General features: G+C 59.5%; 24 protein-coding genes and 2 pseudogenes. 9 read left to right on the top strand and 17 right to left on the bottom strand.

From position 1 onward, the window contains the following. Positions 1 to 98: 98 nt before the first annotated feature. Positions 99 to 599, top strand: a complete 501-nt coding sequence (locus AB4O08_RS18790) for a hypothetical protein (RefSeq protein WP_460114267.1) — start codon at positions 99 to 101, stop codon at positions 597 to 599. A 113-nt stretch (positions 600 to 712) separates the two neighbouring features. Here AB4O08_RS18790 and AB4O08_RS18785 read toward each other — a convergent pair. The 3 genes and pseudogenes from AB4O08_RS18785 to AB4O08_RS18775 all read right to left on the bottom strand — a co-directional run. Further along, a pseudogene (locus AB4O08_RS18785) lies at positions 713 to 1,138 on the bottom strand (methyl-accepting chemotaxis protein); the annotation flags it as partial. A 165-nt stretch (positions 1,139 to 1,303) separates the two neighbouring features. Beyond that, positions 1,304 to 1,927 (bottom strand): annotated as a pseudogene (locus AB4O08_RS18780) (PAS domain-containing protein); the annotation flags it as partial. Between the two features lie 271 nt (positions 1,928 to 2,198). Further along, the gene (locus AB4O08_RS18775; protein ID WP_460114266.1) at positions 2,199 to 3,068 is read right to left on the bottom strand and encodes a LysR family transcriptional regulator; all 870 of its coding nucleotides are present in this window, start codon (positions 3,066 to 3,068) and stop codon (positions 2,199 to 2,201) included. 96 nt (positions 3,069 to 3,164) lie between these two features. On the opposite strand from AB4O08_RS18775, the gene gstA reads away from it, so the two are divergent. Both gstA and AB4O08_RS18765 read left to right on the top strand, forming a co-directional pair. Next, complete coding sequence (gene gstA, locus AB4O08_RS18770) at positions 3,165 to 3,773, top strand: glutathione transferase GstA (RefSeq protein ID WP_021491267.1); 609 nt, start codon at positions 3,165 to 3,167, stop codon at positions 3,771 to 3,773. 239 nt (positions 3,774 to 4,012) lie between these two features. After that, on the top strand, positions 4,013 to 4,453 hold the full coding sequence (locus AB4O08_RS18765) for a GNAT family N-acetyltransferase (RefSeq protein WP_021491266.1): 441 nt from the start codon (positions 4,013 to 4,015) through the stop codon (positions 4,451 to 4,453). Between the two features lie 127 nt (positions 4,454 to 4,580). On the opposite strand, the gene def is transcribed toward AB4O08_RS18765, so the two are convergent. The 3 genes from def to AB4O08_RS18750 form a co-directional block, all read right to left on the bottom strand. Continuing rightward, the gene (gene def, locus AB4O08_RS18760) at positions 4,581 to 5,120 is read right to left on the bottom strand and encodes a peptide deformylase (RefSeq protein ID WP_021491265.1); all 540 of its coding nucleotides are present in this window, start codon (positions 5,118 to 5,120) and stop codon (positions 4,581 to 4,583) included. A gap of 3 nt (positions 5,121 to 5,123) precedes the next feature. Beyond that, on the bottom strand, positions 5,124 to 6,074 hold the full coding sequence (locus tag AB4O08_RS18755) for a YihY/virulence factor BrkB family protein (protein ID WP_460114265.1): 951 nt from the start codon (positions 6,072 to 6,074) through the stop codon (positions 5,124 to 5,126). Between the two features lie 176 nt (positions 6,075 to 6,250). Continuing rightward, positions 6,251 to 6,442, bottom strand: coding sequence for a CsbD family protein (locus tag AB4O08_RS18750; RefSeq protein WP_010208215.1), 192 nt, complete (start codon positions 6,440 to 6,442; stop codon positions 6,251 to 6,253). Between the two features lie 199 nt (positions 6,443 to 6,641). Here AB4O08_RS18750 and AB4O08_RS18745 point away from each other — a divergent pair, with 199 nt between their 5' ends. Then, positions 6,642 to 7,019: a hypothetical protein gene (locus AB4O08_RS18745; protein WP_010208214.1), complete on the top strand. Its 378-nt coding sequence runs from the start codon at positions 6,642 to 6,644 to the stop codon at positions 7,017 to 7,019. A gap of 114 nt (positions 7,020 to 7,133) precedes the next feature. On the opposite strand, the gene fadD1 is transcribed toward AB4O08_RS18745, so the two are convergent. Together fadD1 and fadD2 are read right to left on the bottom strand one after the other, a co-directional pair. Next, a complete protein-coding gene (gene fadD1 / locus AB4O08_RS18740; RefSeq protein ID WP_010208213.1) occupies positions 7,134 to 8,825 on the bottom strand; it encodes a long-chain-fatty-acid--CoA ligase FadD1 in 1,692 nt (563 codons plus the stop codon). A gap of 395 nt (positions 8,826 to 9,220) precedes the next feature. After that, entirely contained in the window at positions 9,221 to 10,909 is a 1,689-nt protein-coding gene (fadD2, locus tag AB4O08_RS18735; protein WP_010208210.1) for a long-chain-fatty-acid--CoA ligase FadD2, read from the bottom strand. Between the two features lie 210 nt (positions 10,910 to 11,119). On the opposite strand from fadD2, the gene AB4O08_RS18730 reads away from it, so the two are divergent. Both AB4O08_RS18730 and AB4O08_RS18725 read left to right on the top strand, forming a co-directional pair. Next, a complete protein-coding gene (locus AB4O08_RS18730) occupies positions 11,120 to 12,064 on the top strand; it encodes an alpha/beta hydrolase (protein ID WP_010208209.1) in 945 nt (314 codons plus the stop codon). 57 nt (positions 12,065 to 12,121) lie between these two features. Then, positions 12,122 to 12,592: a MaoC family dehydratase gene (locus tag AB4O08_RS18725; RefSeq protein ID WP_010208208.1), complete on the top strand. Its 471-nt coding sequence runs from the start codon at positions 12,122 to 12,124 to the stop codon at positions 12,590 to 12,592. Between the two features lie 55 nt (positions 12,593 to 12,647). Here AB4O08_RS18725 and AB4O08_RS18720 read toward each other — a convergent pair whose 3' ends face one another. After that, positions 12,648 to 13,115, bottom strand: coding sequence for a ferritin-like domain-containing protein (locus tag AB4O08_RS18720; protein WP_010208206.1), 468 nt, complete (start codon positions 13,113 to 13,115; stop codon positions 12,648 to 12,650). Positions 13,116 to 13,320: 205 nt separating this feature from the next. On the opposite strand from AB4O08_RS18720, the gene AB4O08_RS18715 reads away from it, so the two are divergent. Next, the gene (locus AB4O08_RS18715; protein WP_010208204.1) at positions 13,321 to 13,557 is read left to right on the top strand and encodes a DUF3820 family protein; all 237 of its coding nucleotides are present in this window, start codon (positions 13,321 to 13,323) and stop codon (positions 13,555 to 13,557) included. 12 nt (positions 13,558 to 13,569) lie between these two features. Continuing rightward, positions 13,570 to 14,745 (top strand): aminotransferase class V-fold PLP-dependent enzyme, encoded by a 1,176-nt coding sequence (locus tag AB4O08_RS18710; protein ID WP_010208202.1) that lies wholly within the window; start codon positions 13,570 to 13,572, stop codon positions 14,743 to 14,745. Positions 14,746 to 14,838: 93 nt separating this feature from the next. Here the strand turns inward: AB4O08_RS18710 and AB4O08_RS18705 are convergent, their stop codons facing one another. The 3 genes from AB4O08_RS18705 to zwf are packed head-to-tail and all read right to left on the bottom strand — an operon-like array spanning position 14,839 to position 17,688. Next, positions 14,839 to 15,504 carry a bifunctional 4-hydroxy-2-oxoglutarate aldolase/2-dehydro-3-deoxy-phosphogluconate aldolase gene (locus AB4O08_RS18705; protein ID WP_010208200.1) on the bottom strand — a complete coding sequence of 222 codons (666 nt, stop codon included), beginning with the start codon at positions 15,502 to 15,504 and terminating at the stop codon, positions 14,839 to 14,841. A gap of 17 nt (positions 15,505 to 15,521) precedes the next feature. Further along, a complete protein-coding gene (pgl, locus tag AB4O08_RS18700; protein WP_031290549.1) occupies positions 15,522 to 16,235 on the bottom strand; it encodes a 6-phosphogluconolactonase in 714 nt (237 codons plus the stop codon). Further along, complete coding sequence (zwf, locus tag AB4O08_RS18695; protein ID WP_010208198.1) at positions 16,222 to 17,688, bottom strand: glucose-6-phosphate dehydrogenase; 1,467 nt, start codon at positions 17,686 to 17,688, stop codon at positions 16,222 to 16,224. Before zwf ends, pgl begins: the two co-directional genes overlap by 14 nt. A gap of 219 nt (positions 17,689 to 17,907) precedes the next feature. On the opposite strand from zwf, the gene AB4O08_RS18690 reads away from it, so the two are divergent. Beyond that, entirely contained in the window at positions 17,908 to 18,768 is an 861-nt protein-coding gene (locus tag AB4O08_RS18690) for a MurR/RpiR family transcriptional regulator (protein ID WP_169898656.1), read from the top strand. A 142-nt stretch (positions 18,769 to 18,910) separates the two neighbouring features. Here AB4O08_RS18690 and AB4O08_RS18685 read toward each other — a convergent pair whose 3' ends face one another. The 5 genes from AB4O08_RS18685 to AB4O08_RS18665 form a co-directional block, all read right to left on the bottom strand. Beyond that, on the bottom strand, positions 18,911 to 19,756 hold the full coding sequence (locus AB4O08_RS18685; protein WP_457244203.1) for a D-hexose-6-phosphate mutarotase: 846 nt from the start codon (positions 19,754 to 19,756) through the stop codon (positions 18,911 to 18,913). Positions 19,757 to 19,858: 102 nt separating this feature from the next. Then, a complete protein-coding gene (locus AB4O08_RS18680) occupies positions 19,859 to 21,205 on the bottom strand; it encodes a carbohydrate porin (RefSeq protein ID WP_460114264.1) in 1,347 nt (448 codons plus the stop codon). 85 nt (positions 21,206 to 21,290) lie between these two features. Then, the gene (locus AB4O08_RS18675; RefSeq protein ID WP_010208189.1) at positions 21,291 to 22,451 is read right to left on the bottom strand and encodes an ABC transporter ATP-binding protein; all 1,161 of its coding nucleotides are present in this window, start codon (positions 22,449 to 22,451) and stop codon (positions 21,291 to 21,293) included. A 2-nt stretch (positions 22,452 to 22,453) separates the two neighbouring features. Further along, entirely contained in the window at positions 22,454 to 23,299 is an 846-nt protein-coding gene (locus AB4O08_RS18670) for a carbohydrate ABC transporter permease (protein ID WP_010208187.1), read from the bottom strand. Further along, positions 23,292 to 24,200, bottom strand: coding sequence for a carbohydrate ABC transporter permease (locus AB4O08_RS18665; RefSeq protein ID WP_010208185.1), 909 nt, complete (start codon positions 24,198 to 24,200; stop codon positions 23,292 to 23,294). The genes AB4O08_RS18670 and AB4O08_RS18665 overlap by 8 nt, the downstream gene beginning before the upstream one ends. Positions 24,201 to 24,218: the final 18 nt, after the last annotated feature.

Genomic DNA, 24,218 nt, shown 5'->3' with positions numbered 1-24,218 from the left:
CGCAACGGCCACGCTATCCCCAATAAAACCGGGCACCTGGCACCCGGCACGCTATTTGCTCCAGCTGTGGCACAGAACATTTCCACAGGTGACCGATCATGCTGGTTAACAACAACAACACCCAAGCCGTGTCGACCGTTCAACAGATCAAGCGGCCCGACATGGACCCCGCCAACGCCGCTGCCAGCGCGCTGTACAGCGGTGCCCTGCAAGCGGCGCAGCAAAGCGTGACCGTGCCGGCCGCACAGAAGGAATTGGACAAGGCGACCGACCGTATCGACGAAGCCTTTGCCAAGACCCGCGTGCAGTTGCAGACGAGCGCGTCGACCAGCGATGTACCGGCGACCAGCACCACCTCCGGTGCGCGCTCGGAATTCACCGACTACATGAGCAAATCCCCGGCCGAGCGCATCCGTGACCAACTGCTCAAGGAGCAGGGTTTGACCGAGGCAGACTTGCAGAACATGTCGAAGGAAAAACAGGATGCCTTTTCCAAGCAAGTGGCAGAGCGCTTGAAGCAGCAGCAAGAGCAGCAGGTCGCGGCAAAAACCGCTGACCCACAGGCCCAGACAGTGAAAGAAACCCTGGCTTCGATCTAACAAGCACCACGATCAACGGTAGGCGCCGGCTTGCCGGCGATGCAGGCGCCCCGGTGAATCAGAGAGACCGAGGTGATGCTATCGCCGGCAAGCCGGCGCCTGCAGGGATTGGGTTATTGCAGCTGCAACGTCGAATTGAACTGCCCGATCGCATCCACCACATGCCGTGACCCTTCCTGAATCTCCAGGATCACCTGACCTGCTTCATTCGCCAATTCCACTCCCACGCCTGTGCGACTCAAGCTCGATTGCATGCTCGACACTGCACTCAGCGACAGATCATGGTTCTTGCGCACCACATCGACGATTTCCACCGTCGCCTGGCTGGTCCGCGCCGCCAGGCTGCGCACTTCGTCTGCCACCACTGCAAAGCCACGCCCATGCTCACCGGCCCGTGCCGCTTCGATCGCGGCGTTGAGCGCCAGCATATTGGTCTGTTCGGCAATGCTGCGAATGGTCTGCACGATGGCGCCGATGATGTCCGATTGCTTGCTCACGGCGTCGATACTCACCGCCGCTTGGTTCAGATCATGGGAAATTTCTTCGATGATCTGCACGGTTTGCTGCACCACCTCCGACCCCTTGCGTGCGCAGGCGTCGTTTTGCACCGAAGTGGCATGGGCCGAATCGGCGGCGTTACGCAGGGTGGTGACCTGGTCGGTGATGTCGCTGGCGAACTTCACCACCTTGTACAGGCGCCCATTGGTGTCAAAGATCGGGTTGTAGGAGGCCTCCAGAAACAGGGTCTTGCCGTATTTGTTTTTACGCTCGAAGCGATGCGAGTGGTATTCGCCGCGGTTGAGCGACGCCCAGAACGCCTTGTAGGCCGGCGATTCCACTTCGTTGCGGTGGCAAAACATGCTGTGGTGCTGGCCGACGATTTCATCCAGGGAATACTGCACCGTCTTCAGGAAGTTTTCGTTGGCGTTAAGGATCTGGCCCTGCGGGGTGAACTCGATCACCGCCATGGAACGGCCGATGGCGTCGATCAAGCTCTGGTTTTCATGTTCGTGATGGACCCGCGCAGTGATATCCGACGCGACCTTGATCACGCTCTGCACCTGGTTGTCCTTGTCCAGCACCGGCATGTAGCTGGCTTCCAGCCACACTTCCTGGCCGTGCTTGTTCAGGCGCATGAAGGTGCCACTAAGGGCCTCGCCCCGCGCCAGGTCGCGCCACAGCTTGGCGTAGGCGTCGGTGTGGGTGTAGGCCTCGTCGCAAAAGAGGCGGTGATGTTCACCGCGGATCTCCTCGGCGCTGTAGCCCATGGTGTTGCAGAAGTTGTCGTTGGCGTCGAGGATCACACCACTGGCGTCGAACTCGATCATGGCCATGGAACGGCTGATGGCCGCCAGTTTGGCGTTGGATTCGGTGAGGGCGCAGGAGAAACGTTCGATTTGTTGCAGGTCGGATTTGTGGTGGCGGTTGAACATGGTCAGATCACCCTGGGTTCCCGGCGCCTGGAGGCGCATTCCATTCATTTGTTAGACAGTGCTGGCACACCTTCATGGGGAAATAACCATCCGAATCGCTTTATATGCCAAGCGTCATCAACGGTTCTGGGTGAGCATAGACAGAGCTTGGCGCTATGCAAGGCCACTAATCAGCCACCATTGCTAACAACGCGTTGGCAGCGGCCGAAGGGGGACGGGTCGGCGAGCCGACCAAGGCAAACTCACGGTGCAGCGGCACCGTCAGTGGCATGACACGCAAGCCCTTGCGCTGGGCCGGCAGGGCCATTTCCGGCACCAGCGTCACGCCGACACCTTCGCGTACCAGGCTGAAGGCGCTGTTCCATTCGCGCACTTCCACGCGGATATCGCGCAGCGTCAATCCCGCTGCGGCACCCAGGCTGCGCGCATTCGCGGTACAGCCACCGGTGGCAAGGACGAACGGCTGCTCAAGTAATTCCTCAAGCGCCACAGTCGCATCGGCCGGGCGTTGCGCCAGCGCATGGTCTGTCGCAAGCACGGCCATCCAGAAGTCCCGGCCCAGCACCGTGGCATTGCGCTCGGGCTTGGGGTTAAGCACTACGCCCAGGTCGATCAGGTCCGCGTCGAGCAGGGTGAGCACTTCGTTGTCGGTGACGTCCAGAGTAGTGACCTCAATACCCGGATAGAGCTGAGCAAAACGCAACAACAGCGGCGTCAGAAACGTCGCCAGCACCATGGGGAAACTGGCGATGCGAATCGTCCCGCGCAGCATCGGGCGGGCTTCGTCCACGGTGCTACGAATCGTCTGCAAGGCCGCGAGCATCACCCGCGCCTGCGCGATCACACTCAACCCCAAGGCGGTGGGCAAAGTCTTGCGCGGTTCACGGGTAAACAGCTGTGCGCCCAGCGTCGCCTCCATGCCGGCCATGGCCTGGCTGGCGGCGGATTGGGTCATGCCCACGCGCTCGGCGGCGGCGGTGATGCTGCCGTGATCGGCCACGGCTACCAGCAGGCGCCAGTGCATCAGGTTCATCATGGCAGTAGCTGTCCTTATGGCGGGGGTCTGAACGTTTAATTTTACGCACGGTGCCATGCCCGCGAGACTGGCGCAAATTCAACGGAGCTGCCCCAGATGAAACTGTATTTCTTCCCCCATGCCTGTTCCCTCGCCCCGCATATCGTGCTGCGCGAATTGGCGATTCCCTTCGACCTGGTGCTGGTGGATAACCAGGCCAAGACCACCGCCGAGGGCGAAGACTTCCTGCAGATCAACCCCAAAGGCTATGTTGCGGCGCTGAAACTGGACAACGGCCAGGTGCTGACTGAAGCGAGCGCGATCCTGCAGTACCTGGCCGACCTGAAACCCACAGCGAATCTCGCGCCGGCCAATGGCAGCTGGGAGCGCGTGCGTTTGCAGGAATGGCTGAATTTTATCGCCACCGAAGTGCACGGTGGGTTGGCAGTGTTCTTCAACGGCGTGATTCAGGGCGAGGTGCGGGCCATGTTCCAGGCCACGCTGTTCAAGCGATTTGCCGTGCTGGTGCAGACGCTGGAGCGCCAGGATTATTTGCTGGGGGCGCAGTACTCAGTGGCGGATGCGTACCTGTTCGTGGTGCTACGCTGGGCGGCCCTCCACGCGATTGATCTGCGCGAATGGCCGGCGCTGGCGGCGTTTGAGCAGCGGGTGGGTCAGCGACCAGCCGTGATTGCCGCGCTGGCCGCCGAGTCCCCCAAAAGCTGAGTTCGTTCAAAAACGGGTCTCAGTGCCCGAACAGACCTGTCTCGGTTTTCTTGGCTTTCTTGTCGGCGCGTTTTTCGTCGGCGGTCTTTGCCGGTTTCTTTTTCGCGGCTTTCTTTGAATCCATACCTTTGGCCATGATGCATGCTCCACTGAAAGGGGATGTAGCACTGGGTATACCACCTATTGCCCGGCAGAAGGCGCTTATAATCCTCGGCCCTTGATAACGTCGCCTGAACACCATGCCCAACTTGCATATCGAACCGCTGGCAGAGCCCCTGTGGCCGCTGCTGAACAAGTTTTACCGCAGCCACAATTCGTCGATGAAGGCGCTCAAGGGCGGGCGTCTATGGGTGGCGCGTGAAAGCGAGATTGTCGCCGGGCTGTGCCTGACGCCGGTGGTCGGTGGGCAGTGGTTGACCGGGGTGTTTGTCGACCCCGCGTATCGTGGCCAGGGCTTGGCGAAGCGTGTGATTGATGCAGCCGTGGCCGAGGTGGAAGGCACCGTGTGGTTGCTATGTCATCCGGACCTGGAAGGCTTGTACCAACGCATGGGTTTCACCCAGAACACTGTGCTCCCGCAATCCCTCAGCGAACGCTGGGTACGCTACAAGCGCAACAAGCCGATGATCGCGATGGGCTTGGATCGTTTGGTGAGGTCGACTGCAAATAACCTGGCTTGAAACGCATTCCAACCGTGGAAGCGGGCTTGCTCGCGAAATGTGCTGGGTGAGTCAACATTATCGGCGACTGACACCCCGCATTCGCGAGCAAGCCCGCCCCACAGTTCGGCCTCATTGGGCCTGAACGCTACTCGTCGGCGGTGGGGTCCATGTCCGGAAACATCACTTCGATAAAGCCGAACTTCGTGAAGTCGGTAATCCGCGACGGATACAACCGCCCGATCAGGTGATCGCACTCGTGCTGCACCACCCGCGCATGAAAACCCTCGGCGATGCGCACAATCGGCTCGCCCTTGGGATCGAACCCCTCATAGCGAATCTGCTGGTAACGATCCACCGCACCCCGCAAACCGGGCACAGACAGGCAACCTTCATACCCCTCTTCCAGCACTGGGCTCAGTGGCGTGATCAGCGGGTTGATCAGGATCGTCTGTGGCACCGGCGGTGCGTCCGGGTAGCGTTCGCTGGACTCGAAACCGAAGATCACCAATTGCAGGTCGACACCGATCTGCGGTGCGGCCAGGCCGACGCCCCCCACGTGCTCCATGGTCTGGAACATGTCATCGATCAATTGCCACAGCTCGGGGCTGTCGAACATTTCCGGCGGAACCGGGGGCGCGATACGCAGCAGGCGTTCGTCGCCCATTTTCAGGATTTCACGGATCATCGGTCAGACTTCATCGGCAGTGGGCTTGGAGTGGTCCCGGCCGAGGCCTGAGACGTGCTGTTTTTCACCGGTGTGGACGGGCTCGTCGAACTCTTTTTCACCCGGATCCTTGCCCTCGGCGGACATGTGCTCGATCACCGCATTCATCTCCGCGCCCAGCAACAGCACGGCGGCGGAAATGTAGAAGTACAGGAGCAACACGATGATTGCGCCGATACTGCCATACATGGCGTTGTAGTCGGCAAAGGTTTTGACGTAGTAGCCAAACCCCAGTGACGCGACGATCCACACCACCACCGCCAGCACCGAGCCGGGCGTGATGAAGCGGAATTTCTGTTCGACGTCAGGCATCACGTAGTACATGAGGGCCACGGCGAACATCAGCAAAATCACGATCAACGGCCAGCGCAGGATGGTCCATAACGTGACCACGAACTCCTGCATGCCGATCTGTCCGGCCAGCCACTCCATCACCTGCGGGCCCAGCACCATCAACGCGGCGGCGGCCAACAGCATGCCGGCGATGCCGACGGTGTAGAAAATCGACAGCGGGAAGCGCTTCCAGATCGGGCGGCCTTCAACCACGTCATAGGCGGCGTTCATCGCGCTCATCATCAGGCGCACGCCGGCCGAGGCCGTCCACAGTGCGATCACGATACCCACCGAGAGCAGGCCACCCTTGGATTGCTGCAACTGGTCGATCACCGGGTTGACCTGCTCCAGCGCCTGGGGCGGCAACACCAGTTCCGACTGCAGGCGCAGCCAGGTAAAGAAGTCCGGCAAATGCAGGAAACCGATCAGGGCAATCAGGAACAGCAGGAAGGGAAACAGCGAGAACAGCATCTGGTAGGCCAGTGCCGAGGCGTAAGTGGGCATTTCGTCGTCGACGAATTCCTTGACGGTACGCAACAGCACTTTGTGCAGCTTGAGACCATAGAGAACCGGGAAAATCATAGCGTCTCCTTTCGCCGCAAAAAAGTTGAGTTCGTGGGCGACTCAGGGGCCGTTTTCTACATCAAGGTAGACTATTTGGCGACCTTGAAACAATTTCGAAATCTTAACTGCATCAGGTGACACAAAAACGGCCATCCGTGGATGGCCGCGTGGCTGCGCATTCGCAGTCAGCCGGGTCAGGCTTTGTCGATGGTTTTCTTCACCGCATCTTTGGCCTTACCGACAGCTTGCTGAGCTTCGCCTTTCTTTTCCTGAACCTTGCCTTCGGTCTGCAGCTTGGTGTTATCCGTGGCTTTACCCACACCTTGCTTGATGTTGCCGACGGCTTCATTCGCCAAACCTTTTGCCTTATCCGCTGTGCTGCCCATGGTATTTCTCCTGAGAACAATCAAGGGTTTTGGTCATTACCTAAAGATTGACCCAAGGCCGTTTGGGAGAGTTTCAATTATTTTTGCCCACGCATTTCATCGCCGGCCGCAGGTTTGGCTTTATGTTTTGCCGCCAACCCATGAGAATGCCCGGCACATTCAGGCTGAAACGCTGAATAACAGATCCCGTAGGAAGGTTATGAAACTCAATAAAGCACAGGCCATCGCCCGCAGAAACACCGAATTGGGCGGTGCCGTACTCGGCGTCAACAACTGCCACTTCACCGACCTGGACCGCAAACGCAACATCTGGTGGTTTGACCTCCCGGTGGGCCGTATTGCCGTGGGCCAGTACGAGTGGATCCACCTGTTGATGCACAATGCCGAGACCGACCAGTTGCTGCACCTGAAGGTGCCGACGGCGTTTTTGCGTGAGCACATCGAAGGGTTGGTGGTGCGTAATGCGGGCAAGCGCAAGCCGGAGATCACCCTGGAGCTGAGCGCAGACAAGGATTCGTTCTTGAAAGATGTGCGTCCGGCTGGCGCTGGCGTGGGCTTCGCCCAGTTCGCCCTGTAGAAAACGAATAAAAAATGTGGGAGGGGACTTGCTCCCGATGGCGGTGTGTCAGCTACAGATTGCTGACTGATAAACCGCTATCGGGGGCAAGCCCCCTCCCACATTGGTATAGCGTTACTTTTTAAGACCGAGCTTCTTCAACTCTTCGTCGCGCAACTCACGCCGCAGGATCTTGCCCACGTTGGTGGTCGGCAACGCATCGCGGAACTCCACGGCCTTGGGCACCTTGTAGGCGGTGACGTTGGCGCGCATGTGCTCCATCACCTGCTCTTTGGTCAGGGTTGCACCCGGCTTGACCACGATGAACAGCTTGATGTGCTCCCCGGACTTTTCGTCCGGCACACCGATAGCCGCGCACTGCAGCACACCCGGCAGGCCTGCCAGCACATCTTCCAACTCGTTGGGGTACACGTTGAAGCCCGAGACCAGGATCATGTCCTTCTTGCGGTCGACGATGCGCATGTAGCCGTCAGGCTGGATGATCGCGATGTCACCGGTCTTGAGCCAGCCTTCGCTGTCGAGCATCTCGTCGGTGGCGTCCTGGCGCTGCCAGTAGCCCTTCATCACTTGCGGGCCTTTGACGCACAGCTCGCCGGTTTCACCCAGGGCGAGTTCAGTACCGTCGTCGGCAATCACTTTGCACACAGTGGACGGCACCGGAATGCCGATGGTGCCGATCTGGATGTGCTGGATCGGGTTCACGGTGGCCACCGGGCTGGTTTCGGTCATGCCATAGCCTTCGCAGATGCCACACCCGGTCACGGCCTTCCAGCGCTCGGCCGCTGCCAGTTGCAGGGCCATGCCACCGGACAGGGTGACTTTCAGCGCGGAGAAGTCCAGCTTGCGGAACGCCTCGTTGTTGCACAGCGCCACGAACAGGGTGTTCAGGCCGACAAAGCCGCTGAACTTCCACTTCGACAGTTCCTTGACCATCGCCGGCAGGTCGCGCGGGTTGCTGATCAGGATGTTGTGGTTGCCGATCAGCATCATCGCCATGCAATGAAAGGTGAACGCATAGATGTGGTACAGCGGCAGCGGGGTGATCAGGATCTCGCAGCCTTCATTGAGGTTGGAACCCATCAGCGCCTTGCATTGCAGCATGTTGGCGACCAGATTGCGGTGGGTGAGCATCGCACCCTTGGCCACGCCGGTGGTGCCGCCGGTGTATTGCAGCACGGCCACATCACTGCTGGTCGGGCTGGCGTCGCTGACCGGTTGGCCGTGCCCCTTGGCGAGCACGTCATTGAACTTGATCGCGTTGGGCAAGTGATAGGCCGGGACCATTTTCTTCACGTACTTGATGACGCTGTTGATCAGCAGACGCTTGAGCGGCGGCAACAGGTCGGCGACTTCGGTGACGATCACGTGCTTGACGGCGGTCTTGGGCACGACCTTTTCCGCCAGGTGCGCCATGTTGGCCAGGCATACCAGGGCCTTGGCGCCGGAGTCGTTGAATTGGTGCTCCATTTCCCGCGCGGTGTACAGCGGGTTGGTATTGACCACGATCAGGCCGGCGCGGATGGCGCCGAACACGGCGACCGGGTATTGGAGGACGTTGGGCAGTTGCACGGCGATTCGATCGCCGGGCTTCAAGTCGGTGTGCTGTTGCAGGTACGCGGCGAAGGCGCCGGACAATTCGTACAACTCACCGTAGGTGATTGTCTTGCCCAGGTTGCTGAAAGCCGGTTTGTTGGCGAAGCGCTGGCAGGACTGCTTCAGTACCGCCTGAATATTCGGATACTCGTCTGGATTGATTTCTGCAGCAATCCCGGCGGGGTACTTATCCTTCCAAAAGTCTTCGTTCATGGAAGCCCACTCCTCAGCGACGTCAGCGACGCGAATTCATCATCGCATTTGATGCGATTATTATTGGTGTATGTTTTTTGGTGAATCTGGCGCTTTCAAGCAGGCCGAGACGTCACAAAGCGCGCCGAGAGTAGCAGCTTTGCCTGGGGCCGCCTAGAGCCAAAAGGGTGCCCTACGGTCATAAACACGACTGTCCTACAATAATTGGTCACACTTTTAGCGAAGCTAAAATCTCCGAGTAAAAGGCTCTGGAATAGGGTTTTCAGCCCAATTAAAAACAAAGTGGGAGGGGGTTTGGCCCCGATGGCGGCATTTCAGTCACTGAATATATCGACTGATCTACCGCTATCGAGGGCAAGCCCCCTCCCACCGTTTGATTGCATTTCAATTCATGGTCAGGCGATGTCGCGCAGCTCCCTGCGCAAAATCTTGCCTACCGGTGTCATCGGCAACGAGTCACGCAACACAATATGCTTGGGCACCTTGTACCCCGTGAAGTTGGTCTTGCAGTAGGCCTTCAACTCCTCAAGGCTCACCCCCTCGGCACGCGCGACCACAAACAGCTTCACCGCCTCCCCCGTGCGCTCGTCCGGCACGCCGATCACCGCGCAGTTGGCCACGGCAGGATGCGCCATCACCACATCTTCGATCTCGTTGGGGTACACGTTGAAGCCCGACACGATGATCAGGTCTTTCTTGCGGTCAACGATGCTTACAAAACCCTCCTCATCGATGACGGCGATATCACCGGTCTTGAGCCAGCCTTCCGCGTCCAGCGCTTCGGCAGTGGCCTCGGGTTGCTGCCAGTAGCCTTTCATCACCTGCGGGCCCTTGATACACAACTCGCCGCGTTCGCCCAATGGCAACTCGACGCCATGATCATCGATCACCTTCATGGCCGTGGCCGGCACGGGGATGCCCACAGTGCCCAGGCGGGATTTGTTGCCGTAGGGGTTGGTGCTGGCCACCGGTGACGTTTCCGTCAGGCCATAACCCTCGCCGATGGCACAACCGGTGATCTGCTGCCAGCGCTCGGCGGTCGCCTTGATCAACGCGGTGCCGCCGGAGTTGGTGAGCTTGAGGTGGGAGAAATCCAGGGATTTGAAGTCCGGATGGTCCATCAACGCCACGAACAGCGTGTTAAGCCCCAGCAGCCCGGTGAAGCGCCACTTTTTCAGCTCCTTGATAAAGCCGCCGATGTCCCTCGGGTTGGTGATCAGCACGTTGTGGTTGCCCGAGACCATCATGCACATGCAATTCGCCGTGAAGGCATAGATATGGTAAAGCGGCAGCGGCGCGATCATCACCTCCTGCCCTTCCTTGATCAGCGGGTGACCGTCATCTCCGGTCTGGGACATGCAGGCGCGCACCTGTTGCATGTTCGCCACCAGGTTGCCGTGGGTGAGCATCGCGCCCTTGGCCAGGCCGGTGGTGCCGCCGGTGTATTGCAGCACGGCGATATCGTCCAGGGTCACCGGATGGCGCGTCACGCCCAGGCCCGCGCCCATGTGCAGGGCGCGCTTGAACGCCACTGCACGCGGCAGGCTGTAGGCCGGAACCATCTTCTTGACCTTGTCGACCAGGGTGTTGACCAGCCAGCCCTTGGCGGTGGGCATGAAGTCGCCCATCCTGGCTTCGATCAAGTAGTCGATCTCGGTATCGCTGCACACCTCCTGCACGCGCGAGCCGAACAGGTTGAGGTAGACCAGCGCACGCACGCCGGCGTCCTTGAACTGGTGACGCATCTCGCGCGGGGTGTACAGCGGGTTGGTGTTGACCACAATCAGCCCGGCGCGCAAAGCGCCGAATACGGCAATCGGGTAATGCAGTACGTTGGGCATCTGCACCGCAATGCGATCGCCCGGCTTGAGGTCGGTGTGCTGCTGCAGGTAACCGGCGAACGCTGCACTCTGGCGCTCAAGCTCGGCGTAAGTCAGGGTGATGCCCATGTTGCTGAATGCCGGACGGTCGGCAAAAGCCTTGCAGGAACGCTCGAAGACCTCGATCACCGACTTGTAGGCCGACAGGTCGATGTCATTGGGAACGCCCGCTGCGCGTTTGTCATTCCAGAAATCAGGTTGCATTATTCTTGTCCTCTTACCTGAGTGTGTCCGGCCGCTTTCCTACAGCTATAAAAAGCGGAGCTTTGGGGACGTTAGCAGTTATGGCTAAACAGGCAAATACGCCAAACCGTGTCATTGATTGTATGAATCTTGCCTCTGATGTGCAGGCAGATACGCCGCCCGTCAATAGATGAGCTATACACTGCAACGACCCTGAGCAAAGGAAGCGCCATGAACCACAGCACCTTCTGGCTGACCGCGAATGACCGCAGCCGTCTGTACGTCAATCATTGGATGCCCGAGGGCCCAGCCAAGGCCGTGGTGATGCTGTCCCACGGCATGGCCGAACACAGTGGGCGCTACGCACGCCTGGCCGAGGCCCTGTGCGGTGCCGGCTACGGCCTATATGCGCTGGACCAGCGCGGCCATGGTCGTACCGCCGATGAAGGCACCTTGGGCCTGTACGCCGAGACGGACGGCTGGAACAAGGTGGTGGGCGACCTGGCCAGCCTCAACCAGCATATCGGCCAGCAACAGCCGGGGTTGCCGATCATTCTGCTGGGCCACAGCATGGGCAGCTATATCGCCCAGGCCTACCTGCTGCACCACAGCGCCAGTCTGAATGGGGCGATTCTCAGCGGTTCGAATTTCCAGCCGGTGGCGCTGTACCGCGCCGCTAGGGTAATTGCGCGGCTCGAGCGCTTGCGCCAGGGGCTGCGCGGGCGCAGTGCGCTGATCGAATTCCTGTCGTTTGGATCATTCAACAAAGCCTTCAAACCCAATCGCACCGCGTTCGACTGGCTCAGCCGTGATCCGAGTGAGGTGGACAAGTACATCAACGACCCACTGTGCGGGTTCCGCTGCACCAATCAACTATGGATCGACCTGCTCGGCGGCTTGCAGCAAATCAGCAAAGCGTCCAATCTCGCGCAGATCGATCCGGGCCTGCCGATCCTGGTGATGGGCGGCGAATGTGATCCGGTGAGTGAGGGTAAGCGTCTCAACAGTCTGGCCAACGCCTTGCGCGAAGCCGGTTGCCAGCACCTGCAACTGACTATTTACCCACAAGCGCGTCATGAAGTGTTCAACGAAACCAATCGCGACACTGTCACGGCAGATGTACTGGCGTGGATCGACCAGGCGCTGACACTGCGCAGGCCGACTCGCTGCGAATAATTTATCGTTTAGAATCAATATTTTAAATTACCGATTAGCCACAGGATGCACCTTTAGATGACCCAGGTAACCAACACCCCGTACGAAGCCCTCGAAGTCGGCCAGACCGCCAGCTACAGCAAATTGGTGGAAGAGCGCGATATCCAGCTGTTCGCCGCGATGTCCGGTGACCACAACCCGGTGCACCTGGATGCCGAGTACGCCAAGGCGACCATGTTCAAGGAGCGTATCGCCCATGGCATGTTCAGCGGCGCCCTGATCAGCGCGGCCGTTGCCTGCGAGTTGCCTGGACCGGGCACCATCTACATCGGCCAGCAGATGAGCTTCCAGAAGCCGGTGAAAATTGGCGACACCCTGACCGTGCGCCTGGAAATTCTCGAAAAGCTGCCGAAATTCCGTGTGCGTATCGCCACCCGCGTGTTCAACCAGCGTGATGAGTTGGTGGTGGACGGCGAGGCGGAGATCCTTGCACCGCGTAAGCAGCAGGTCGTGACCTTGACCGAGTTGCCACCGATCAGCATCGGCTGATCGTCGCGCATAAAAAAGCCCCGCATCTGCGGGGCTTTTTCTATTCAGCGACGCCTCAAGACTGAGCGCGAGCCTGGTTACGCAGGGCTTTCACCTGGTCGTGGTTGCGTTGTACGCCGTGGTACTGACGCTCAACCAAGTCACGAATGCCCAGCAGGTTGTGCTTGTTGATCTTCTCGATCGCTTCTTTGTAAGCCTTCAGGGCGTGATCTTCACCGCGCTCGGCTTCGTTCAGCACAGCCTCTTCATCCTTGCCGGTGAGCATCGACTTGACGTCGACCCAACCGCGGTGCAGTGCGCCGGCAACGCTGCCGGAATCTTCCGGATCGCCACCCAGGGCACGTACGGCGGTTTTCAGTTCAGCGGCGGCAGTGGCGCAGTCGGCGGAACGCTTGGCAAACAAGGCTTTGAGTTCTGGGTGCTTGATGTCTTCAGCGCACTCCTTGAAACCCTTTTGGCCGTCGATGCTGGTCTCGATCAGGTCGTTCAGTACGGAGATCGATTCTTTATTGATGTCAGTCATTTTTCAATTCCTTGTACGGGTTAGAAGGTTGTCTTAATGGTTGCAGCGCCCGTGCCAGGTTTTCAAAAATATGATTATCCTTATATTTCAATTAGTTACGATAAATTGAACCATCTGTATCTACGCTATTTGCATGATCTGTCATTTGGCCTTCATGCAGAATGCCTGTATTTTCCAAGGTCTCGATACACACACCTGAGCCTCCATGAATCCCGAAAAACTCGAATTGCTGATCACCCGCGAAATGCCCTTCGGCAAATACAAGGGGCGGATCATCGCCGACCTGCCTGGCCCCTACCTGAACTGGTTTGCCCGCGAAGGTTTCCCCCATGGCGAACTGGGCGGGTTGCTGGCGTTGATGCAGGAAATCGACAGCAACGGGTTGTCTGAATTACTTGAACCGCTACGCGCCAAACACGGCAAACCCGCCCCTCGTCATTAAAGAGCCCAGCCTATGCCACGGAATGCAGACAACGAGCGTCACTGGCACACCATCGCCCAGCGCTATGCGCTGGAACCCGGCCCGATCAACCTGGAGAACGGTTACTTCGGCCGCATGAGCCAAGCGGTTCAGACGCAATACCTGGAACACGTTGCGTTTATCAACCGCAGCAACTCGCTGCATGTACGCCAGCAATTCGAGCGAGTCGAAAACGACGCGATCCGCCGCCAACTGGCCGGGCTGATCGACGCCGACCCGGCAGCGGTGGCCTTCACCCGCAACGCCACCGAAGCCCTGCAATCCCTGATCCGCAACTACAACCGCCTGCAACCGGGCGATCAGGTACTGATCAGTGACCTGGAATACGACACGGTGAAAGGCGCCATGCGCTGGCTGGCGGGCTATCGCGGCGTGGAAGTCATCGAACTGTCCCACACGCACCCGGCGAGTTTCGACAGCCTGGTGCAGACGTATCGCGATGCGTTCATGCAGTACCCGCGCTTGAAGCTGATGGCGCTGACCCACGTGACCCACCGCACCGGCCTGATCATGCCCGTGGCAGCGATTGCCCAGGCTGCGCGCAAGCAGGGTATCGATGTAATCCTCGACGGCGCCCATGCCCTGGGCCAGATCGAATTCAACCTCGCCGAGTTGGGTATCCAGTTTGCTGGCTTCAACCTGCACAAGTGGATCGGTGCCCCACTGACCCTGGGCTTTTTGTACATCGCCCCGGAACGCCTGGCAGACATTGATCCGGACATGGGCGAATGTCACTACCCCGCCACCGACGTTCGCGCACGTACGCCGTACAGCACGCCGAACTTTCCGGCCCTGATGACCTTGCCGCTGGTGCTGGAAGAACACCAGCAATTGGGTGGCGCGGCGGCCAAGGGCGCACGGGTGAACTACTTGCGGGACGTGTGGGTAAGCCAAGTGCGGAGATTGCCGGGGATCGAGGTGCTGACGCCAGATGATCCACGGCTGTATGGCGGGATTACAGCATTCAAGTTCATTGGCCGGGATCAGCAGGTGATGACGGATCGTTTGCTCAAGGACTACAACCTGTTCACCACCACCCGTGAGGGAGCGTCATTTGGCACCTGTATTCGGGTGACACCGGGGTTGGTGACTTCGGCAACCGAGATGGCCGTGCTGGTCAAAGCCATCACCGAGTTGAGCGCCGCATAGGCACTTTTCTACAGGCAAAAAAAAGCGGTACACCGACCAAGTGCACCGCAAAAATGCCGTTAAGCACAGCAACAACGATTCAGTAAAAGCAGATCAATCCAGCAGCGCCAGCGCCTCGGCGGTGACTTCCTGGATGCGGGCCCAGTCGCCGTTCTTGACCCATTCAGGGTCCAGCATCCAGCTACCGCCCACGCACATCACGTTTTTCAACGCCATGTAGTGTTTGATGTTGGCCGGGCCGACGCCGCCGGTCGGGCAGAATTTCACTTCGCCGAACGGGCCGCCCAGAGCCTTGATCGCAGCTACACCGCCGCTGACTTCGGCCGGGAACAGTTTGAAGCGGCGATAGCCCAGGCCATAACCTTCCATGATGCCCGAGGCATTGCTGATGCCCGGCAGCAGCGGGATCGGGCTGTGTACCGAGGCTTCCAGCAGGTCACGGGTGATGCCTGGAGTGACGATGAATTGCGAACCCGCCACTTCGGCGGCTTCGAGCATGTGACGATCGAGCACGGTGCCAGCACCGGTGCACAGTTCAGGGCGTTGTTCACGCAGTACCTGAATGGCCTTGAGGCCGAACTCGGAACGCAGGGTCACTTCCAATGCGGTCAAACCACCGGCTGCCAGGGCATCGGCCAGCGGCAGGATGTCCTGCTCGCGGGCGATGGTGATCACCGGCAGGATCCGCGCCTTGGCGCAGAGGCTGTCGATCAGGGCAACTTTATCCGCCATGGACACGGTCGGTTGAGGGCTTTTCATAGCGGCTGATCCTTGGCTCATGGGCACCAGTAAATCTCTAATGTAGGTTGCAGAAACGCGCGAATCGGCATGGCAGAGACGTCGTCACTGGCCAGCGCGGCGCTCAAGGTGGTCAATTTCGAACTGCCGGAGATCGACAGCACGGTGTAATTAGCCGTCGCCAGCAACGCGCGACTCATGGTCAGGCGCTGATGCGGCACGGTCGGCGCCAGCATCGGCCAGCAACGGCGGGTACCGTCGGCCTTCAGCGCTTCGGCGAGGTTCGGGCTGTTTGGAAACAGCGACGCGGTGTGACCGTCGTCACCCATGCCCAGCACCAGCACATCGATGGCTGGCAACTCGCCCAGCAGGCGATCGGCCTGCTCGGCAGCTTCTTCAAGATTGGCCGCGGCGCTATAGAGGCTCAAGAACTTGGCCTTGGCCGCCGGGCCTTGCAGCAAATGCTGCTTGAGCAAGCCAGCATTGCTGTCGGCGTGCTCCACCGGCACCCAGCGTTCGTCGGCCAGGGTGATGGTGACCTTGGACCAGTCCAACCCCTGCTTGGCCAGATGCTGGAAGAACGCCACGGGGCTGCGGCCACCGGACACCACCAGGGTCGCCTCGCCGCGGGCACTGACGGCCGTGCGCAGTTGCTCGGCCACATCATTGGCCAAACCTTCCGCCAACAGTGCCGGTGTGCGGTACTCGTGGGGCGTTACGCCCTGCGGCAGTTTCAATTCAGATATCGCCATACCAAGACCTCCCATCCCGCGTGATCAGTGCAATCGAGCTCATCGGCCCCCAGGACCCCGCCGCGTACGGCTTGGGCGCATCACCGGACTTCTTCCACCCGGCGATCAACTGGTCACACCACTTCCACGCGGCTTCGATTTCATCTTTGCGAACAAACAGGTTCTGATTGCCGCGCATCACTTCCAGCAACAACCGCTCGTAGGCATCCGGAATACGGGCGCTGCGGTAGGTGTCGGAAAAATTCAGTTGCAGCGGGCCGCTGCGCAGTTGCATGCCCTTGTCCAGGCCCTGCTCCTTGGTCATCACGCGCAAGGAAATACCTTCGTCCGGTTGCAGGCGGATGATCAGCTTGTTGCTGATCTGCAGGCGCTGCTCCGGGGCGAAGATGTAGTGGGACGGTTCCTTGAAGTGGATGACGATCTGCGACAGCTTTTGCGGCATGCGCTTGCCGGTACGCAGGTAAAACGGCACTCCGGCCCAACGCCAGTTGCGAATATCGGCACGCAGGGCGACGAACGTCTCGGTGTCGCTCTGGGTGTTGGAATTCTCTTCTTCCAGGTAACCCGGCACCGGCTTGCCGGCGCTGTAGCCAGCGATGTACTGGCCGCGGACGACTTGGGTGGTCAGGCCATCCGGGCTGATCGGCGCCAAGGCCTTGAGCACCTTGACCTTCTCGTCGCGGATGCTGTCGGCGGACAAGTCGGCCGGCGGGTCCATGGCAATCAGGCAAAGCAGCTGCAGCAGGTGGTTCTGGATCATGTCCCGCAGCTGGCCTGCCTTGTCGAAATAGCCCCAACGGCCTTCGATACCGACCTGCTCGGCCACGGTGATTTCCACGTGGGAGATGTAGTTCTGGTTCCACTGGGTTTCGAACAGGCTGTTGGCGAAACGCAGGGCGATCAGGTTTTGTACCGTCTCTTTGCCCAGGTAGTGGTCGATGCGGTAGGTGCGGTTTTCCGGGAAAAACTGCGCCACGGCGTCGTTGACCTTGCGCGAGGACTCCAGGTCCGAACCGATGGGCTTTTCCAGGACCACGCGGGTGTTTTCCGCGAGGCCGACCTTGGACAGGTTCTCGCAGATCGCGCCATACACCGCCGCCGGGGTGGCGAAGTAAGCGATCAAGCGTTGTTCGGTGCCAGCGATGTCCGCCAGGGCCACGTAGTCATCGGCTTTCATGAAGTCGACGTGAACATAGGTCAGGCGCGCCAGGAACCGCTGGGCGACGGTTTCATCCAGCTCCTTGCCGACGTATTTACGCAGTTCTTGTTCAATGTGCGCCAGGTGCTGTTGCTCGGAACCGGCTTCACGGGCCAAGGCCAGGATGCGCGTGTCGTCGTGCAGGAGCGTGGCGCCATCGAGTTGATAGAGGGCAGGAAATAACTTGCGCAGCGCCAGATCACCCAAGGCGCCAAACAGGGCAAAGGTGCAGGGTTCTACGGTTATCGAAGGCATGATGTTTGTTCTTTTATCAAGTTAAGCTACAAATACCTTTTTTCAAGGCATCACTCAAGGAAAAATGTAGTAATAACCACAACATTTTCCCGAAATACGCATTCCGAGTGGTGGTGTTCAGCTACCCTCAGTAGGATAGGCCACCGCAAAAGGCCACTCGTCGATTGGTTGCCACCCTTTATTTGCATCGTCGCCCGAAGGAAAGACTGAATGGACCGCGTGCGAAATCTTCTGGAACAGATCCGGAACCGCCTCGAAGAATTGAACAAGGCTGAGAAAAAAGTTGCCGAGGTCATCCTGCTCAACCCGCAGCAGGCGACCCGCTTCTCCATCGCAGCCCTCGCCCAAGCCGCTTCGGTCAGTGAACCGACGGTCAACCGTTTCTGCCGTTCGTTCGGCGTCAGCGGTTACCCTGAACTTAAATTGCAGTTGGCGCAAAGCCTGGCCAGTGGCGCCGCGTACGTCAGCCGCGCCGTGGAGGCAGATGATAACCCCGAGGCCTACACCCAGAAGATCTTTGGCAGCGCCATCGCCTCGCTGGACGCCGCCTGCCAGGCCCTGGACCCTGCCCTGATCAGCAAGGCCGTGGATCTGTTGATCCAGGCGCGACAGATCCACTTCTTCGGCCTGGGTGCTTCGGCACCGGTGGCCATGGATGCGCTGCACAAGTTTTTCCGCTTCAACCTGGCAGTGACCGCCCACGCCGACGTGCTGATGCAACGCATGATCGCCTCGGTGGCCCACACGGGCGAGCTTTTCGTGATTATTTCCTACACCGGGCGCACCCGCGAACTGGTGGAAGTGGCGCGTATCGCCCGGGAAAACGGTGCATCGGTGCTGGGCGTAACCGCCGAGAACTCGCCGCTGGCCAAGGCCAGTACCGTCAGCCTGAATATCCCGCTGCCCGAAGACACCGACATCTATATGCCGATGACCTCACGGATCATTCAGTTGACGGTGCTGGATGTGCTGGCGACTGGCATGACCTTGCGCCGTGGCGTGGATTTCCAGCCGCATCTGCGCAAGATCAAAGAGAGTTTGAATGACAGCCGGTATCCGGTGGGGGATGAGTTCAACTGAGTCAGCATTTATGTTGGCTTTATTGGCCTCATCGGGGGCAAGCCCCCTCCCACATTTGATCTTCAGTGCTAATAGATTGTAGGCACCACACAGCACCCATGTGGGAGGGGGCTTGCCCCCGATGAGGCCCGCAGTCACACCGCTAAACCCCTGCCCTGGCCTGCAAACTCAGATGCGCCCTCTCCCCCGGCGCCAAACTCGCCCCGGCCATCGCCGACTCCACGCACACAAACCCCGACGCTTCGTTGAAGCTCACCCCCAACAGCGGCCGGCTGCCGGGATGCCATACGACGGTGTCGGCGCTGTCGCCGGTGTCGATGCACAGTTCGCGCTGCCAGGCGTGGTCCTTGAGCTGCAATTCGCCCTCGTGCTGGAACACCCGCTGGCACCCGCCCTCCACCCGCAGTTCGCCTTCCTGCTGGCAAACCTGGCGATTGAGCTGGTCGTAACCTTGCGCACCGTCGAGCCCAGACAGCGCTATCTCATCGACGTGACCAATACGCCAGTAAGCATGCAAAGCGTGGCTCAATTGGCACGGCAGCTCGTCTTGATGCTCGGTGCTCAGGCGCAGTTCCAGGGATTCGCCCAAATGCGCGTGCAGGTCGACCTGCCAGTCGCACAGCTGTAATTGCCAGTGCAGATGTACGCCATCGTCGTCGGTACTGCTGTCGAGCAGCTTCCAGTCGATCAGCCGCGCCCACCCATGGGAAGGCCAGGCATTTTCGCTCGGATGGCGGCCATACCATGGCCAGCACACCGGCACGCCACCTCGGATGGCGCCGACTTGCGGCCATTTGGCTGCGCACCACAGCCAGGGTTTCTGGCCACGGGGCTGGAAGTGCAACAGCTGCGCGCCCTGACGACTGAACACCGCCTGGCACAGCGGATGGTCGATCACCAACACATCACGCATCTGGAAGCGCTCCCAGGCGAACACCGGGCGCTCGCGCAGGGATTTGAAAAAGCGTTGCAGCGGTTGCTCGTGCATGTGCCACGGTCCTGAATATCATCACAATGCGCCCCAAAAAAAGCGGGTAGCCATGGCTACCCGCAAAATGCGCACAGAGAGAAGGAGCTTATCGCAACAGCGTTAGAACGTAGACTGAATTTTCAGGCCCGCCACCAACGCGTTGTCGACTTTATCCACGCCGCCAGGCTGGACGACGTATTGCAGGTTAGGACGCAAGGTCAGCCAGTTGGTCACCTTGATGCCGTAGTTGAGTTCGACGTTGTACTCGGTCTCGCGAATCGGCGTGTACAGCGGGTTGTCGTAGTCGTTCACACCATTGGCGGCGTTGAGCAGCTCGGCGTTTTTCTTCACGTCATCATTCACGTGCAGACGAGCCACACCAATACCGATGTCGTCTTTTGGACGCGCGTCGAATGGGCCTTTGTACACCAGCATCAACGACTGGTAGTTGTCGACCAGGTTGGTTTCCTTGTCGTGGAAGGTGGCGTTGGCCGCGATGTTCAGGCCGCGCGAAGCATCGCCGTTATGCGTGGTGAGTTGCTGTTGGGCAACGAACCAGTAACCTTTCTTGCTGCTGCGGGTACGGAAGTCTGCACGGGTGATGACCGCATCGTTGCCGTTGACGTCTTCACGCACGTCCGGTGCATCGGCCGCGCTCTTGTAGTAACCCACACGGTACTCGCCCGGCAGGTTGTTGACCTTCGGCGACCAGACCAATTCCACCGGAATCACAGTGCCCTTGGTGCCGCTGCCGCTGAGTTTGAAGCCGTTACCGTGCTCCAGTTGCGAAGGGTTCTGGTTGTACGCACCAATTTGCGCATACAGCTCAGGCGTGATGTTGTACTTCACGCGGATCGCGGCCTGGCTGACGGGCCAGTTGTACCAGGTGTTGACGTAGTTACCCACTTGCGAGCCGCAGAACGACAGGTTCTGGAAGTCGCACGGGAAGGTGTTGAAGTCTTCGCCTTCACCGAAGTAACCGAGCTTCACGTCCAACTTGTTGTCGAACATCTGGTGCTGGATCCAGAACTGGGTCAAACGCACCATGTGGCCACGGCCGTACACTTCCATGGACGAACTCAGCGTGCCGGCACGCGGGTCGCCAATGCGGTCGTTGGAGATGTTCTGGCCATTACGGTTGGTCAACTGGATCTTGGCCTGGGTGTTATCCCAGCCCCACAGCTTTTGCAGGTCCAGTGCCACACCGAGACCGAACTGGTCAGAGTAGCGACCGGTCTTGTCGTCGTTGTAACCACCTTTGGCGTTGTAGCCCATCTCCCCAACGTAGTCGGCCTTGATGTCGATACCTTGCTCGATCAGCTTGGTACGCTCGCCACCCCAATCGCCCGTCATCCACTTGGAACTGGAGCTGAATGCATCGTCTGCCATCGCATTGGCGGACAATACCAGGGCTGCTGCAGCTGACAGTTGGCAGATCAGCCGAGTGTTGTTGTGTTGCTTTTTCATCCCTACATCCTCGTCTTTATTGTTATTAAACTGTTTTTATCTAACGTGGTTTACATTTTTTATCTAAAACAACAACTTATCTGCTTCAACGGCCTTTGAATTGGGCCACATTGTCGGCATGCCCCTGTGCGGGCAATGAAGAAGCAGTGCCCAACCGCTCGCCCGTGTTGGCGTCGAACAGCAGTACCTTGGAAGGATCGAATTGCAGGGTCAGGGTCTCGCCCACCTGCGGTGCCACGTCGGGTGCCAGGCGGCAGCAGACTTTGGTGTCATTGAGTTGCACGAACACCAGGGTGTCCGGACCGGTCGGCTCGGTGACCTGCACTTCGGCACGAATGCTCGACGCACTGTCGCCCTCGCCTGCCGCCAACATGATCTGCTCCGGGCGCAAGCCCAGGATCACGTCGCGGTCTTCCAGGCCGGCTTCCGTGGTGTTCAGCGCCAGTTCGCAACGGGCCTGGCCGCTGTCGAGCAGGGCCACCAGGCGACCGTCCTTGCGTTGCAGGCGCAGCGGCACGAAGTTCATTGGCGGCGAACCGATAAAGCTCGCCACGAACTGGTTGGCCGGGTTGTTGTAGATCTCTTTCGGCGTGCCGAACTGCTGGATGATGCCGTCCTTCATCACCGCGACCTTGTCGCCCAGGGTCATCGCTTCGATCTGGTCGTGGGTCACATAGACCGTGGTGGTCTTGAGGCGCTGGTGCATCAGTTTCATTTCGGTACGCATCTCGACGCGCAGCTTGGCGTCAAGGTTCGACAGCGGTTCGTCGAACAGGTAGATCTTCGGCCGACGCGCCAAGGCACGGCCCATGGCTACGCGCTGTTGCTGGCCGCCGGACAGCTGGCCCGGCTTGCGGTTGAGCAGGTGTTCGATCTGCAGCAGCTTGGCCACGCGCGCCACTTCGGCGTCGATATCGGCCTGGGGCATCTTGCGGATCTTGAGGCCGAACTCGATGTTCTCGCGCACGCTCATGGTCGGGTACAGCGCGTAGGACTGGAACACCATGGCGATGTCGCGATCCTTGGGGCTCATGCCGCTCACGTCCTGGTCGCCGATCATGATCGCGCCGCCGGTGATGGTCTCAAGGCCGGCGATGCAGTTCATCAGCGTGGACTTGCCGCACCCCGAAGGGCCGACCAGGATCAGGAATTCGCCTTCCTTGATCGACAGTTCGATGTTCTTCAAGGTGTCGGGCAGGCCGGCGCCATAGGTCTTGTTTACATTGCGAAGTTCAAGCGTAGCCATGATTACCCCTTGACCGCGCCGGCTGTGAGGCCGCGCACGAAATACTTGCCTGCGATCACATAGACCAGCAGGGTCGGCAGCCCGGCGATCATCGCCGCCGCCATATCCACGTTATATTCCTTGGCCCCGGTGCTGGTGTTGACCAGGTTATTCAGCGCCACGGTGATGGGCTGGGAGTCACCACTGGAGAACACCACGCCGAACAGGAAGTCGTTCCAGATCTGGGTGAACTGCCAGATCAGGCAGACCATGATGATCGGTGTCGACATCGGCAGAATGATCTGACGGAAGATGGTGAAGAAGCCCGCACCGTCCAGGCGCGCGGCCTTGATCAGTGCATCCGGAATGCTCACGTAGTAGTTACGGAAGAACAGCGTAGTGAACGCCAGGCCGTAGACCACGTGCACAAACACCAGGCCGGTGGTGGTGCTGGCCAGGCCCATCTTGCCCAGGGTGAACGAGGCCGGCAGCAGCACGGTCTGGAACGGCAGGAAGCAGCCGAACAACAGCAGGCCGAAGAACAGCTGGGAGCCTTTGAAGCGCCAGAACGACAGCACATACCCGTTCAACGCACCGATGGCGGTGGAGATCAGTACGGCCGGAACGGTGATTTTGATCGAGTTCCAGAAGTAGCCATCCACGGTAGCCCAGGCCTTGACCCAGCCAATACCGGTGACCACGGTCGGCCAGCTCAGCAGGTTGCCGCTGCTGATGTCTTCCGGGGTCTTGAAGCTGGTGAGCAGCATCACCACCAGCGGCACCAGGTACAGCAGCACGGCGAGGATCAGCACCGCGTAGATCGCGATGCGGCTCAGGCTGATAGCAGGTTTGGAGGCGAGACTAGTCATTTCGTTTGGTCCTCAGCTCGGAGTAGAGGTAAGGCACGATGATCGCGAGGATCGCACCGAGCATCAGGATTGCACTGGCCGAGCCCATGCCCATCTGGCCACGGCTGAAGGTGAACGAGTACATGAACATCGCCGGCAAGTCGGACGAGTAGCCCGGGCCGCCAGCGGTCATCGCCGCCACCAGGTCGAAGCTCTTGATCGCAATGTGCGCCAGGATCATCACCGCACTGAAGAACACCGGGCGCAGGCTTGGCAGCACCACGCTCCAATAGATGCGCGGCATGCTCGCGCCGTCGATCTGCGCGGCGCGCACGATGGATTGGTCCACACCGCGAAGGCCGGCGAGGAACATCGCCATGATGAAACCCGAGGCTTGCCAGACGGCAGCGATCACCAGGCAATAGACCACGCGGTCCGGGTCGATCAGCCAGTCGAGACGGAAGCCTTCCCAGCCCCAGTCACGCAGGAGTTTGTCCAGGCCCATGCCTGGGTTGAGCAGCCATTTCCAGGCCGTACCCGTGACGATCATCGAGAGCGCCATCGGGTACAGGTAAATGGTGCGGATGAAGCCTTCGCGGCGGATTTTCTGGTCGAGGAAGATCGCCAGGGTCACGCCGATGACCAGGGTGATGCCGATAAACATCCCGCCAAAGACTGCCAGGTTCTTGCTCGCCACCCACCAGCGGTCGTTGTCGAACAAGCGCGCGTATTGCGCAAGCCCCGCCCATTTGTAGGTTGGCAGGAACGTGGAATTGGTGAACGACAGCACAAACGTCCACAGGATGTAGCCATAGAAGCCCACCAGCACGATGAACATGCTGGGCGCCAGCACCAGTTTGGGTAGCCAGCGCTGCAGTGCATCGAACGGCGAGGCTTTGCTGAACACAGCAACAGAACTCATGGGAAAATCCAATACAGG

The sequence above is a fragment of the Pseudomonas sp. H3_E07 genome (genome assembly GCF_054668895.1).
Note: the sequence above shows the minus strand (reverse complement) of the source record. Positions and strands in the feature narration are given on the sequence as shown.